Origin of the sequence: Pedobacter sp. KBW06, assembly GCF_003852525.1 — a bacterium.
Taxonomy (GTDB): Bacteria; Bacteroidota; Bacteroidia; order Sphingobacteriales; family Sphingobacteriaceae; genus Pedobacter.
In genome coordinates this window covers 1003609-1017079 of sequence record NZ_QAJL01000001.1, presented here as the reverse complement: position 1 = coordinate 1017079, position 13471 = coordinate 1003609, and the positions used below count along the sequence as shown (strand labels likewise).

Below are 13471 nucleotides of genomic sequence, written 5' to 3'. Positions count from 1 at the left end.
CGCCTTTTTTGTTATAAGATTATTCAGCTTATTTTTTTACAGTGTCAACAGCAACTGTAGTAGTTTTAACAGTAGTGTCTTTTACAGTTGAATCAACAACGTTAGTATCAACAGTAGTAACAACTGCACCTGAATCAGTTAAAGTAGTATCAGTTGATTCACCTTTTTTTTCTGATGAACAAGCTGCTACTGATAAAGAGATTGCTAAAGCTACAAAGCCAAATTTAAATGCGTTTTTCATTCTAATTCTATTTTAAATAATTAATTAATTTTGCTGATTAATACGGCAAAGGTTAAAAGGTAACCCATCTATTTGAAAAAAAATAAAAATATTTTTATTGATGTTTTGGGTTACTGTTGACGTTAATACTGTATTAAATGGTGGATGAGAAAAAAGTAAATTTTTTTTGGCTATCATTGGGTTACCATTCACGTATAAATGTATTAATTGGTGAGTAATAAGTTAAGCAGTTCAGTTCCAACAGATAGAGAGGTAGTTTTAGGGATACTAAATGACTCAGAAGATGCGCTAAATAAGTTGTACACGGGGTATTTCCCGATGATTTTACAGTTTATTTTGAATAATAACGGTGATGAAGATGATGCAAAAGACGTGTATCAGGAAGGAATTATCGTTTTATACAATAAAATAAAAGGCGGAAATTTTGAATTGAGCAGTAAACTTAAGACCTATATATACTCAGTTTGCAGAAGAATCTGGTTGAAAAAGCTTTCACAGCAAAGCAAGAAGACCAGCAACATTTCGGACTTTGAGGATGTAATGGCAGTAGAGGTAGATTTGGAGCATCATGAAGAAAAGGACAAGCAGTTTGATAAAATGCAAGATGCACTCCTTCATTTAGGCGAACCCTGCAAGACGATTATTCAGGATTTTTACATCAACAACCTCTCGATGCAGGACATTTGCGAGAAATTTGGCTACACCAATACGGATAATGCCAAAACTCAAAAATATAAATGCTTACAGCGGTTGAAGAAGTTGTTTTTTCAAGTTTAAAGGTGATATGAGAAACGAGATTGAGTTAGAGGGTATAATTGAGGATTATTTAAATGGTAAACTTTCCGAAGCAGAAAGAACGGCATTTGAGCAGCTTCGCAAAAGTGATCCGATTGTGGATCATAAAGTGGTAGCGCACAAAGTTTTTCTGGAATCTTTTGGAGAATATGCACAGGTACTGGATTTAAAGGCTAAAATGGACCGTGCACATGCACAGATCGATGTAGAGACTTTAACCGAAGAACTAAGACCTCATCCTTCTTTTATCATTAACATGTGGCGCAAGAATAAAGCAGCAATCGCTGTGGCCGCTTCTTTTATCTTATTAACGGTTGTGACTGTTTATTCGATTCAACAGAATACCAAACAAATTGGTAGTGTGGAACTGATGAGCAGAGAAATGGCGAAAATCAAAATCGATCAAAGCAGCCTGATCAGAATCATTAAGGCTAAGACTACACCAAATGCACCTAAGAACACTAAACCTGCTAATTTTGGAGGTACAGGATTCGCTTTGACTGCAAATGGTTACTTATTAACCAATCTGCATGTGGTAGATGGTGCTGATTCTGTATATGTTCAGGACAATAAAGGAGATTCCTATAAGGCTAAAGTAGTGAGAACAGATTCTCAATACGACCTGGCCATCTTAAAAATAATTGACAAATCATTCAGCCCCTTGTCTACCCTTCCTTACCGGTTGAAACAAAGCGGAATCGGAATGGGAGAAATCGTATATACCCTTGGTTTTCCTAAAGATGATGCAGTCTTCGGTGAAGGTTATGTGAGTTCGAGAAGCGGTTATAACGGAGATACCACGCAATATCAGGTCTCTATCCCGGTTAATCCAGGAAATAGCGGTGGTCCTTTATTAGACCATCAGGGAAATATCATCGGAGTGATCTCTGCGAAAGAAAAACAAGTGGATGGCGCTACATTTGCCATCAAATCGAAATACATTCAGGAAGCTTTAAACTCTATTCCTAATGATTCTCTGGGTAAAAAAGTAGCCTTTAACAAAAGGAATTCTTTGCAAGGCCTGAGCAGAAACAAACAGGTAGAGAAAATCCAGGATTATGTATTTATGATCAAGGTTTATAAATAGAATACTGAAAAGAAATTGAAAACCCCGGAATGCAACCTTGCGTTTCGGGGTTTTTGTTTTTAGGACCGGATTTTAGGTAGAAATCTTAAACCTGTCGTACAATTGTTGTTGCCCTTTAGCGGTGATGACAATGGCCCTGGAATCTTTTGTCTTCCTGAAATAATCAGACAACAGCATCTTTTCGAGGAAAGCAGCACCCAATGCGCCGGCAAGATGTGGCTTTCTCTCCGTCCAGTCTAAACAGGGCTTGGCAAAGATTCTGCGCGACTTTTTAAGTTCATCCGTATCGATGTCAAATTCAGAGAAAAAAGCACTGCCTTTCTCTGTAACCAGATAAGTTTTTCCTTCCGGCTCAATGAATTTTTGCTGAATAAGTTCTGCAGTGATTGAAACACCTACTTCACCTGCCAGATGATCGTAACAGGTCCTGCAATGTTTTATGGCGGCATTATTGGTATTGCCTACGATCTTTCTATGTTTTTCGTCTGGAATCAGGTTGCCAATGGCTTCAATCGCATAGGCAACTTCCGGCCGGGAGAAACGATAATATTTATGTCTTCCCTGTGGTTCCGCCACCAGCAAATTCGCTTGTATCAATTTGCCCAGGTGCATGCTGATGTTTTGCGGGGAGGTATCTGCACAGATGGCCAGTTCAGTGGCGGTATAAGCCCTGCCATCCAGCAGCGTCCAGAGTATTTTTGTGCGTACCGGATCGCCAATGAGGGAGGTAATGTATGCAATCTCTTGTTTCATTTGATTACAGGTATAGTTAAGTATGGAATGAAGTGTTGAAGGTAAGGAATTCCCAACTTTGCTTCATCTAAACAAAAATAAAATCGGAAAAGATGACAAAAATGAATGAAGAAGATGGCTTAAATCCACATGCGTTTGCGGTGATCTTTGAGGTGATTCCTGCGGATGGTTTTAAAGAAACTTATCTGGACCTGGCTTTACAGCTCAGGCCGGAACTGGAGAAGATAAAGGGCTTTATCTCCATTGAGCGGTTTCAAAGTATTTATCAACCTGAAAAAATATTGTCCCTGTCGTTTTGGGAAAGCGAAAACGCCATCCGGGAATGGAGAAACCTGGAGGCACACCGGGAAACACAGTCGAAAGGACGGGATGGGGTATTTAAGGATTACCGGCTCAGGATTGCGCAGGTGCATAGGGATTATGGAATGTTCCGGAGGGAGGAAGCGCCGGAAGACAGCAAAAGCTATCATCAGCAAAAGCCGGATAAATGAGATGAAACCATCATCAGCATACCGCTTACAAAAGACAAGGAATAATATATTTATGATGGCTTCATAACCGATAAAAGCAAATATATACCGATTAAAATAATTAAACAATTCCTGAAATTTCATAGTTTTACAGATAGCGATTCGCTGGCTTTATTTAAATACGAAGGATATGGATTTTGGAAAGGTTTCCGATGAGGAGCTTAAAACAGTAGATTTCACCTTACCCGATGATGGGAAACAAACGGCAAAAACCCTGAAGGGCAAGCAGCCGTCAAAACAGCCTGAATTTTATGTGGGTTGCGCGAAATGGGGGAGAAAAGAATGGGTGAACATGATCTACCCACCTAAAACCAAAGAAGCTAATTTTCTGGATGAATATGTAAAACACTTCAACTCTATAGAATTGAATGCTGTTTTTTATAGCATCCCTAACCAGGAACTGATCCGCAAATGGAAAGAAAAAGCAGATGAGAATTCGAACAACGGATTTTTGTTCTGTCCTAAGTTTTCGAGAACGATCAGTCATATTAAGAGGCTTAAAGGTGCTGAAGAACCTACGGATCTTTTTCTGGCCAATATTTCGGAGTTTGGAAAATACCTGGGCCCTTGTTTCCTGCAGATGGGAGATAATTTTGGTCCTAAGAATATAGAGGTGCTGGAAGAATTCCTGAAATACCTGCCCACAGATCTTTCAGTATTCGTAGAATTGAGGCATGCGGAATGGTTTTCGGATGAAGCAAACCGGACCCGTCTTTTTGAAATGCTGGCCAAACTTAATAAAGGTGCAGTAATTACTGATGCCAGCGGAAGAAGGGACTGTGTGCATATGGAACTAAGCACCCCCGAGATTTTTATCCGCTTTGTAGGGAACGGACAGGAACATAAAGCATCCGACGAAGCCCGGATTGATGAATGGGTAGAGCGGATCAAAATATGGATGGGAAAAGGGCTGGAAAAAGTTTATTTCTTCCTGCATCAACATGATGAGAAAGATACCCCGATTCTGGCAAACTATACGATAAAGGCATTTAACGATCATTTAGGTAGTCAGATTGCCGAGATTTCTTTTCTTGGAGACAATGATGAAGATATTACAAAACAGACACAATTATTCTAAAAAGTATACTAAATTTGTAGATATTATATTTATATCCTAAAACCACAACATTATGAGTTTAAGAATAGGGGACGCAGCTCCCAACTTTAAAGCAGATACCTCTATTGGCGAGATCGATTTTTATGAATTCTTAGGAGATAGCTGGGGTGTTTTATTCTCTCACCCTGCGGATTATACACCGGTATGTACCACGGAACTTGGTCGTACAGCTGCATTGAAAGGTGAGTTCGAAAAAAGAAACGTGAAAGTCCTTGCGCTGAGTGTAGATTCTGCAGAATCACATAAAGGATGGATCAGTGACATCAATGAAACACAAAATACAAACGTAGAATTTCCGATCATTGCTGATGAAGATAAAACAGTAGCTGATCTGTATGATATGATTCATCCAAATGCGTCAGAAACTTTAACAGTGCGCTCTTTGTTCATCATTTCTCCGGATAAAAAGGTGAAACTGATGCTGACTTATCCTGCTTCTACCGGAAGAAATTTCAATGAAGTATTGAGAGTGATAGATTCGCTTCAGCTGACTGCAAATTATAGCGTTGCCACTCCGGCCGACTGGAAAGATGGTGATGATGTAGTAGTGATGAACAGCATCAAAACGGAAGATATTCCTGCTAAATTCCCTAAAGGACACAAAGTGATCAAACCTTATCTGAGAACTACACCTCAGCCAAATAAATAAGATCCATTTATTTTACATCATAACCCTGCATCAATCTGATTGACTGATGCAGGGTTTTTATTTTCTCCCATGGCTTTACCTGCTGATTTGCTGATCCTGAAAGAACTGGTGTTTGATCCCCTTGGTTTTGAATCCGGCGATGTGGTTCCGGAAGCTGAAAGTATGGAATATGGGGCTTGTTCATTAGCGCTCAACGGACTGGCGCTGAGGTTTCGTACTGCTAAAATTACCCCGACAAAAACCGGTCAGTTTGTGACACTCTGGAAGAGAAAAGGGAGCGGGCCCATTGAACCTTATCAGTCGTCTGATGAACTTGACCTGTTTCTGGTGACCACCCGGAAAGGCGAACGTTTTGGTCATTTTGTATTTCCTAAATCTGCGCTGATTAAACAGGGAATTCTGAGCAATAATGGAAAGGAAGGGAAGCGTGCCATTCGTGTTTATCCTCCCTGGGATGTGACCAGGAATAAACAGGCACAGAAAACCCAGCAATGGCAACTGGAGTTTTTTATAGAAATTTCTCCCGGGCAGGAGCTGGATCCTGGCTTTGTCAACAGGCTTTATGGTTATAAAAAAGAGGCCCTTTTATAAAAAGAGCCTCTTGTCTGCATCGTTATCCGAGTGATTTCGAGAAGATACTTTCTAAGTTTTTGAACTTATCTTTAATTTCCTTATTCAGGCCTGTTTGTTTGTTCTTCTCAGTTTCCTGGTCCAGCCCATTCAATACAGACATGCCCCATTGGATATTTCTGAGGTAACTGCGCTGAATGTCCGGTGATAAAGAGGCGATGTAAGTCAGCTCCTGATCGAGAAAAGAAAGGGTTTCTTTGGCCATGATATTTGCCTGCTTGTGGTCGTTCAGATGGTATAGGATACTGATTGCATCAAATTTGTTTAAGGTATCACGGATTTCATAATTCCTTAACGGAAGTTCTTTTATGCTTTTCATCATGAGGGCATGGGCCGCTTTATTTTTGCCTTCATTGATGAGGTTCGTGGCAAGGGTATTATTGGAAGACCAGGTTCCCTCAGCAATCCCCCGGCTTTGCTCGTCGAGATAGCTGGCCTTATGGAAACCTGAAAAGTCCATTTTGTTCATCACGTTCTCATACATCACATCGGTATTGGTAAGCTGGGATTTATCCCTGGTATCTTTCGGATCTCTCTTTAAAGGAAGCAGGCGATAGGCATAACCTTCCAGATAAAGGTACTTGTCCAGCCCCATATAGGTATCCTGAGAGGAACTGGCCGCAAAATAAACCGGCCTTTTCCAGTTGTTGTTGGCAAGAATGTCATATACTGCAAGGTCTGCTTTGCCGATAAATTTCTTGTCGACCGTCCATTCCATGGCGGATGCTGCTTTCTCTTTATCTTCAGCTTTAATCGTCTGTGTTTTTACCAGCTGACCGGCATCTACACTTAGTTTCAGTTTTCGGCTTGGCAGGAAGTTTTCAAAAGAACCATCGGCCATTTCAATTTTATCGGCTTTATTGTCGGAAGTTAGTACCGCCATCAGGTCTTTGAGTTCTACGCTGTCGGTAAAGCCATAATCGATGTAAGGGATATAGTCGCGGACTCCCTTTTGATATTTCTCATTTGGCATCGTAACCGGAAGCGGAGCAGAATTGTTGACCTGCTTTTTCAATTGATTGATGTAATCATCATCGCTCATGAACTGCATACAGATTACCCTGACATCTGTCCGGATTCCTTCTACTTCCTGGGCATACCACATGGCAAAAGTATCATTGTCTGCATTGGTGAAAAGAATGGCGTTTGGCGCACAGGAATTCAGATAATTCCTTGCCCAGTCTCTGGCGGTTGTTTTTGAAGAACGGTTATGGTCGTCCCATCCCTGTGTGGCCATTAATACCGGAACGGCAAGCAGGGCGGCCAGGGAAGCGGTAATCAGGCTTAACCTGCCAGGGGCAAAACGCTGTAATGCTTCTTTCAGTGCCAATACGCCAAATCCAATAAAGATACAGAAGGCATAAAATGAGCCTACATAGGCATAATCCCGTTCTCTGGGCTGTAAGGGATCCTGGTTCAGGTAGAGGATAATCGCCAGCCCGGTGAAGAAAAAGAGCGTAGCGATCACTAAAGTAGCCTGTTTGTTCTTTCTATACAGGAAGAGCAGCCCTGCAATCCCGAGGATCAGGGGCAGGCCATAATAAACATTATGTCCTTCATTAGCTTTAATGGAAGCAGGTAAGCTGGTCTGTGAACCCAGTCTCATTCCATCCAATGGTTTAATCCCGCTGATCCAGTTTCCGGCCTCCAGGTTTCCTCTTCCCTGAATATCGTTCTGACGGCCCACAAAGTTCCATAGGAAATACCTCATGTACATAAATCCGACCTGATAGGAACTGAAAAAGCTCAGGTTCTGGATAAAGTTTGGTGTCTCGCCTTCTGCCATGCCCAGCCATTGTCTGTAGTAGGCGGCATGACCGTCTTTCCCACTATGGGTGCGTGGGAAAAACAGGTTTTTATCGTAGTTTACTTTAAAGGATTTACCGGAGACTTCATATTTGTCTTTTCCCTTACGGTACTCTGTTCCGGTGTCTGTATAATCTGTTTGTTTGGCATCAAAGGTTTTGCCGTAAAGGAGTGGTGTTTCTCCGTAATTGGTCCTGCCAAGATAGTTGTATAAAGCAAAAGGATTGTCAGGATTAGAGAGGTTGATGTTGGGTTTGGCATTGGCCCTGATGATGGTCACAAAGTAAGCGCTAAAGCCAAATAGTATAAATGCCAGGCAGAGCAGGCTTAGGTTCATGTTGTATTTTCTGTGCTGAACAGAATAGTAGATGCCATAGCTGATCGCGCCGGCAAGCAGGAGGATAAAGGCCATGGCGCCATAACCAAAGCTAAAGCCCAGGCTGTTGACGAAGAAAAGGTCGAACTTGGCGGCAAACAATACCAGATATTGCACGATCACGATTTGCACGGTTCCTACAATCAGGCAGGCCAGTGCAAATGCTTTCAATGTGCCCAGCCAGCTAACCTGCTTTGTTTTTTTGAAATAATAGACCAGCACAACTGCGGGAATGGTAAGTAAGCTCAGTAAATGTGCACCGATGGATAAGCCCACAAGGAAAGAGATGAATACCAGCCAGCGGTTATCCAGGTCGGCTTCCCATTTCAGGATTGCCCAGAAGACAATGGCTGTGAAGAGGGTAGAGAGGGCATACACCTCGGCCTCCACTGCTGAAAACCAGAAGGTATCGGAAAAAGTATAAGCCAATGCACCAATTAAACCTGCAGAAATGATGCCCAGGGTTTCGAGTTTGCTTTTTTCTTTTGGATAGAGTTTGGAGGCCAGAGCGGTAATGGTCCAATAGAGGAACATGATGGTCGCCCCGCTGAATAAAACGGAACTGAAGTTGATCCAGTAGGCAACTTTTGTTTGATCGCCCATGGCGAGGGTAGAGAATAATTTACCGATCATCATGAATAAAGGGGCTCCGGGCTGATGTCCTACCTGTAACCGGTAGCTTGCAGAGATGAATTCCCCGCAATCCCAAAAGCTAACGGTAGGTTCCATGGTCAGCCAGTAGACCATGCCGGCGATTCCAAAAAGAAGGAAGCCCATGATGTTATTCAGGCGGCGATAATTTTTCATGATTAAAGGTTTTGATTTATGGTTAATCAAAAATAACTAAATCATTAAAGTATCACTTTTTGAAAATGTTAAAGTTTGTTAAAAAGTGTTAAATTTTTGAAGGATAGCTGCTTAGTAGTGCTGCTCAATTGTAGTGTCAATAATCAGGTATCCTTCTTTTTTACTTTGAGTAAAAATCAGGAAACGGTGGTTGTCTGGTTTGATTTTGTATTTCCTGACCAGAAGTTCCGCCTTGTCCTGGTAGTTGCGGGCAATGACATTGGCCCTAAGGTCTTTTTCCTTCTTCAGCTCAGTGGCAGAAATGAGTCCATTGATCCGGAACCTCCTGCCTGGAAATTCAGTGATGACCTGATCGGAAGTATACAGCTGGGTTTGGGAATGTAGTTTTTGCAGCTGATAACGGGAAGCAATGAGTTGGAAAGCACCGCCCTTTAATAATGCCGTATCCGGCTCGTAAAGGTATTGCTGCAATGGGCCTGCCGTAATTTCCGAATCCTGATCCTCTTCTCCTTTGAAAAAGCTAAAGCTTTTTTCCTGTTCATTGAGCGTGGTACAGACGATTTTTACTTTTTCAGCAGGGCTGCGTTCGACGATCCAGATCAGCTCTTTACATTCATTTCTGACACTGACTACATGGACCTCTGTCACATTTTTCAGCTCCTTTAATCCTGCGGTAATGTCCAGCAGGGGAGCGGTTTTAATGATCACCCTCCTGGTCCTGGACAAGAGCAGGTCCAGATTTTGCACCACATCCGGCGTACAGTCTTTCAGCATGAACACCTTTCCGGTCTGGCTTCTCCTGGCAGGATCGATATAGATGTTGTCGAACCGGCCTTCGTTATGTTCAAGATAGGCAATGCCGTCTGTGGCCAGAAACTGAAGGTTCGTTTGCTTCAATGCCTTTGCATTATGAGCGGCGATGGCCGAAAGATCTGCATTGATCTCACAATGGGTAACCGATTGCAGTCTTTTGGCAAAGTAAAAGCTATCCACCCCGAAACCTCCTGTCAGGTCGATCAGTGTTGCACCTTTTGCAAGTGTGGCTTTATAAGCCGCAGTGCTTTCGGAGGAACATTGTTCTATAGACAATAAAGGCGGGTAATAGATTTGCTCCTGATGGTACCAGGCAGGTAATTTCCTGATGGATTTGTTTTTGGCAGCAATCTGATTGGCCAGCTCTTTCGGGCTGACCTCAGTAAATGGACTTTTAGCCATAGCGATTTTATGTACATCGTCATTTAAATGATCGTTGATGTATTGCTGTACTTCGCTGGCTAAAATATGGTCGTTCAAGATCTGTTAATTTAAGAGGCAGTAGTTTGGTCTTTCATTACAATCTGGCAGGTATGTCTGCTTTTCACTTCCAGTAAAATGTTCTTATTGACCGTTACGCGGTCAATGGTTTGCTGGTTGTAATACCTGATGGTCACCAGTTCCAGGCCGGTATTGTATTTCACTTTATAATGAACTGAAAGTTCCTCAATCAGTTTTTGTAATTTTTCAGGATCTTCATCAATACTTACTGAAAAGCTGATGGCAGAGTTCAGCATGGTATTGATCTTCACTTTATGCTTATGGAAAAGGCTGAAAATATCGCTTAAGTTTTCTTCGATAATGAACGAGAAATCCTTAGGGAAGATAGAGATCAGCACCTGCTGTACCTTAAAGATAAAGGAAGGAACGGGCAACTGGTTTTCCGATGCGGTAATGTCGGTTCCTTCGGCTTCCGGGTGAAGGAAAGAACGAACGTACAAAGGGATATTTTTATTCTGGATCGGCTTAATGGTTTTTGGGTGGATCACCGTTGCACCATAATAGGCCAGTTCTATGGCATCATGGTAAGACAACTGTGGAATCCGCTCCGTTTCATCAAACCATTTGGGATCTGCATTTAATACGCCCGGAACATCTTTCCAGATGGTTAAGGATTGTGCATTCAGGCAGGACGCAAAGATCGCTGCCGAGTAATCGGATCCTTCGCGACCTAAAGTGGTGGTGAAGTTTTCGCTTGTACCACCTATAAAACCCTGGGTAACGCCAATCTGATGTTCCAGAACGGGGCTTAAGCCGGTTTTAATTTCGGCCTCTGTTTTCTCCCAGTTTACATTTCCTTCCCGGTAATTGTTGTCGGTCTGGATAAAGTTTCTGGCATCCAGCCATTTTGCATTGCTGCCGGCAAAGTTTAAATAGGCGGCAACAATTTTAGTAGAAACAATCTCACCGATGGAAACGATCTGGTCATAGATATAATCCGGGCTATCCGTCGGCTCTTCTTCAATCAGCCAGTCGATCTCCACAAAGCTATTGGCAATGTCATTGTATACCGGGTTCCCATGGTCCGGGAATAGTTTTTCCAGGATGCCAAAATGATAGGCCTTTACTTCTTCAAAAAGCTGATGTGTCTCCTCCTCTTCGCCATGCAGATAGGCACGGGTGAGGGCTTCCAGTTTATTGGTCATTTTTCCCATCGCAGAGACTACGATCAGGAGTTTTTCTTTGGGATAGCGTTTAACAATTTGCGCAAGATTGATCACGCCTTCTGCATCTTTCACAGAAGCGCCTCCAAATTTAAATACGAGCATAATTATAGTGTCGGACTGAGTAAAGTATTAGGTTTAGCAACGGTTTTTAGTTCACTGAAAGGAATCAGCAATTCAGTGCTTCCATAAGCGTAGGCTTTAATTTCGTATGGATTGTAAAGGAATTTTAATCCTTCTTTGGTAATGGTAAAGTTGCGGTTTAAGGCGAAGGTATCTTTTTCGAAGAAATAAGTGTCTTTCAGGCTGGCCGTAGGGCTAAGCTTCTCATTTTTTCTGAAGATCTTCTCTGCGATCGTGTTCAGCTCAGGCAGACTGCCTTCTTTGATCAGCGATTCCAGGGTGATCTCTTTTAACGTCTTTGGATCGATGTTCCAGTATACCATCGCACTGTTTGGATGGGCACCACCAGCATAGCTCACATTGCTGTGCTCCAGGCACAGGTAATCCGGTTGGTTAACGAGCACCTTTGTCTGATCGTCGAGGAACCAGGCAGCCTGTGCTCCTCCGGTTTCTTCGCTGATGCTGTCAAAGCCCGCGATAAAAGAGCCGGCCAGTTCTTTATATGTTTTCTGCTTATTGGCATCGACCTGCCCGGCGGCAACTATGGCCTTTTGTTCCACCAGCTGATTTAACTTTTGATCAGAAAATACAGGATAAACGATTTTAGCATAAGCGGTATCGGTATTGCCTTTTTCGCCCGGTTGGGTATGTTTGCTCAATACCTGAAGGCTGTCGTATTTGAAGGTTAAACTGTTGCTGGCAGTGCTGTCTGCCTGAACGCCCGTTTTCTTTTCATTCTGACAGGCGATAACGCTTAAAGAAATCAATAATATTCCTAGTTTTTTCATGGGATAATTTATTTAGTTAATCCAGGGTTGTCAACTGCAAAGGTCGTGCCTGTTGATCTGCAGCAAAGCGGTTATTGTGAAATCTGTTCTTTCGAGAAGGACGCATTTAACCATCCGGTTTCAATCTGGGCAGCATACTTATTGTAAAAATTGATCGCCGGTTCATTCCAGTCGAGCACCTGCCAGGTCATTCCGTTATAGTTCTTTTCCTGTGCCTCTTTCATCACGGTTTCAAAAAGGATTTTTCCTACACCTTTACCTCTGTAGCTTTCGGTAACCAGGAAGTCTTCCAGGTACAAACGGCAGCCTTTCCAGGTCGAATACCGGGTATAATATAAGGCAAAGCCGATGATCTGATGTTCATCTTCGGCAACGAAGGCTTTCCATACCGGTGCCGCACCAAATCCGGCATCTTCAAATTCTGCCAGGGTAACGGTTACTTCTTCCGGTGCTTTTTCATAGATCGCAAGTTCATTGATCAGTTCTAAAAGTCTGACGCAATCTTCTTGTTTGGCCACTCTGATGTTGATGTTATTCATTAGGCTTCCTCTTTCCAGTGTTTAATTTTTCTTTTACCAAATATACTGCTGCCCACACGAACCATGGTACTTCCTGCTTCGATGGCCAGTTTATAATCTCCGGACATGCCCATAGAGATTTCTTTGAAGCTGTCTTCTTTTCTGAAGAAGCTTACTTTTATGCCATCAAAAAGGACTTTCAGTTCCGTAAATTCATCAAGGGTTTGTTTTTCCAGGGCGTTGTTGCTTGCAATTCCCATTAAACCAACGATCCTGACGTTTTTCAGGGCGGCGAATTCTTCTGAGCGCAGAAGTTCGATCGCTTCGTCAAAGCCCAGGCCAAACTTGGTGTCTTCGTCTGCAATATAGATCTGAAGCAGGCAATCGATCACTCTTTTGTTTTTTGCGGCTTGCTTATCAATCTCCAGTAACAATTTTAAGCTGTCAACAGATTGGATCAGGCTGATGAAAGGGGCAATATATTTGACCTTATTGGTTTGTAAATGACCGATCAGGTGCCATTCAATATCTTGTGGAAGTTGTGCTTGTTTTTCTACCAGTTCCTGTACGATGTTCTCCCCAAATACCCTTTGTCCGGCGTCATAAGCTTCCTGTACGGCCGCCGCTTCCTGGTATTTAGATACGGCAATTAATTTCACCGCGATCTCATCCAATTCGTTTTTATATTTTAATAAGTTATCTGCTATACTCATTTATCAGTATTTTTGGTAAAATTAAGAACCTTAGCGAACTTTGTCTAAGAAATAATGATGT

Annotated in this window: 14 protein-coding genes; 6 read left to right on the top strand and 8 right to left on the bottom strand. The window is 42.4% G+C overall.

Translation table 11 applies throughout. The annotated features are described in order from the left end of the window. Positions 1-28 precede the first annotated feature (28 nt). On the bottom strand, positions 29-241 hold the full coding sequence (locus DBR43_RS04025; protein ID WP_069380494.1) for a hypothetical protein: 213 nt from the start codon (positions 239-241) through the stop codon (positions 29-31). A gap of 210 nt (positions 242-451) precedes the next feature. On the opposite strand from DBR43_RS04025, the gene DBR43_RS04020 reads away from it, so the two are divergent. Next, positions 452-1018, top strand: a complete 567-nt coding sequence (locus tag DBR43_RS04020; protein WP_124578126.1) for an RNA polymerase sigma factor — start codon at positions 452-454, stop codon at positions 1016-1018. A 7-nt stretch (positions 1019-1025) separates the two neighbouring features. Continuing rightward, the gene (locus DBR43_RS04015) at positions 1026-2123 is read left to right on the top strand and encodes a S1C family serine protease (RefSeq protein ID WP_124578125.1); all 1098 of its coding nucleotides are present in this window, start codon (positions 1026-1028) and stop codon (positions 2121-2123) included. A gap of 72 nt (positions 2124-2195) precedes the next feature. Here DBR43_RS04015 and DBR43_RS04010 read toward each other — a convergent pair whose 3' ends face one another. Continuing rightward, a complete protein-coding gene (locus DBR43_RS04010; RefSeq protein WP_124578122.1) occupies positions 2196-2876 on the bottom strand; it encodes an ArsR/SmtB family transcription factor in 681 nt (226 codons plus the stop codon). 92 nt (positions 2877-2968) lie between these two features. On the opposite strand from DBR43_RS04010, the gene DBR43_RS04005 reads away from it, so the two are divergent. From DBR43_RS04005 to DBR43_RS03990, 4 genes are all read left to right on the top strand, one after another. Then, a complete protein-coding gene (locus DBR43_RS04005) occupies positions 2969-3367 on the top strand; it encodes an antibiotic biosynthesis monooxygenase family protein (RefSeq protein ID WP_199756949.1) in 399 nt (132 codons plus the stop codon). A 169-nt stretch (positions 3368-3536) separates the two neighbouring features. Then, on the top strand, positions 3537-4484 hold the full coding sequence (locus DBR43_RS04000) for a DUF72 domain-containing protein (protein ID WP_124578120.1): 948 nt from the start codon (positions 3537-3539) through the stop codon (positions 4482-4484). Between the two features lie 52 nt (positions 4485-4536). Then, the gene (locus DBR43_RS03995; RefSeq protein WP_073231615.1) at positions 4537-5172 is read left to right on the top strand and encodes a peroxiredoxin; all 636 of its coding nucleotides are present in this window, start codon (positions 4537-4539) and stop codon (positions 5170-5172) included. Between the two features lie 69 nt (positions 5173-5241). Beyond that, the gene (locus DBR43_RS03990; protein WP_124578118.1) at positions 5242-5763 is read left to right on the top strand and encodes a MepB family protein; all 522 of its coding nucleotides are present in this window, start codon (positions 5242-5244) and stop codon (positions 5761-5763) included. A gap of 22 nt (positions 5764-5785) precedes the next feature. On the opposite strand, the gene DBR43_RS03985 is transcribed toward DBR43_RS03990, so the two are convergent. The 6 genes from DBR43_RS03985 to DBR43_RS03960 form a co-directional block, all read right to left on the bottom strand. Continuing rightward, positions 5786-8791, bottom strand: coding sequence for a DUF2723 domain-containing protein (locus DBR43_RS03985; RefSeq protein ID WP_124578117.1), 3006 nt, complete (start codon positions 8789-8791; stop codon positions 5786-5788). Positions 8792-8902: 111 nt separating this feature from the next. Continuing rightward, on the bottom strand, positions 8903-10084 hold the full coding sequence (locus tag DBR43_RS03980; protein WP_124578115.1) for a hypothetical protein: 1182 nt from the start codon (positions 10082-10084) through the stop codon (positions 8903-8905). An 11-nt stretch (positions 10085-10095) separates the two neighbouring features. Then, positions 10096-11373, bottom strand: coding sequence for an aspartate kinase (locus DBR43_RS03975; RefSeq protein WP_124578113.1), 1278 nt, complete (start codon positions 11371-11373; stop codon positions 10096-10098). 2 nt (positions 11374-11375) lie between these two features. Beyond that, a complete protein-coding gene (locus DBR43_RS03970) occupies positions 11376-12179 on the bottom strand; it encodes a DUF3298 and DUF4163 domain-containing protein (RefSeq protein ID WP_124578111.1) in 804 nt (267 codons plus the stop codon). Between the two features lie 71 nt (positions 12180-12250). Then, complete coding sequence (locus DBR43_RS03965) at positions 12251-12718, bottom strand: GNAT family N-acetyltransferase (RefSeq protein ID WP_124578109.1); 468 nt, start codon at positions 12716-12718, stop codon at positions 12251-12253. Then, the gene (locus DBR43_RS03960; protein ID WP_124578107.1) at positions 12718-13410 is read right to left on the bottom strand and encodes a YggS family pyridoxal phosphate-dependent enzyme; all 693 of its coding nucleotides are present in this window, start codon (positions 13408-13410) and stop codon (positions 12718-12720) included. The genes DBR43_RS03965 and DBR43_RS03960 overlap by 1 nt, the downstream gene beginning before the upstream one ends. Between the last annotated feature and the right edge of the window lie 61 nt (positions 13411-13471).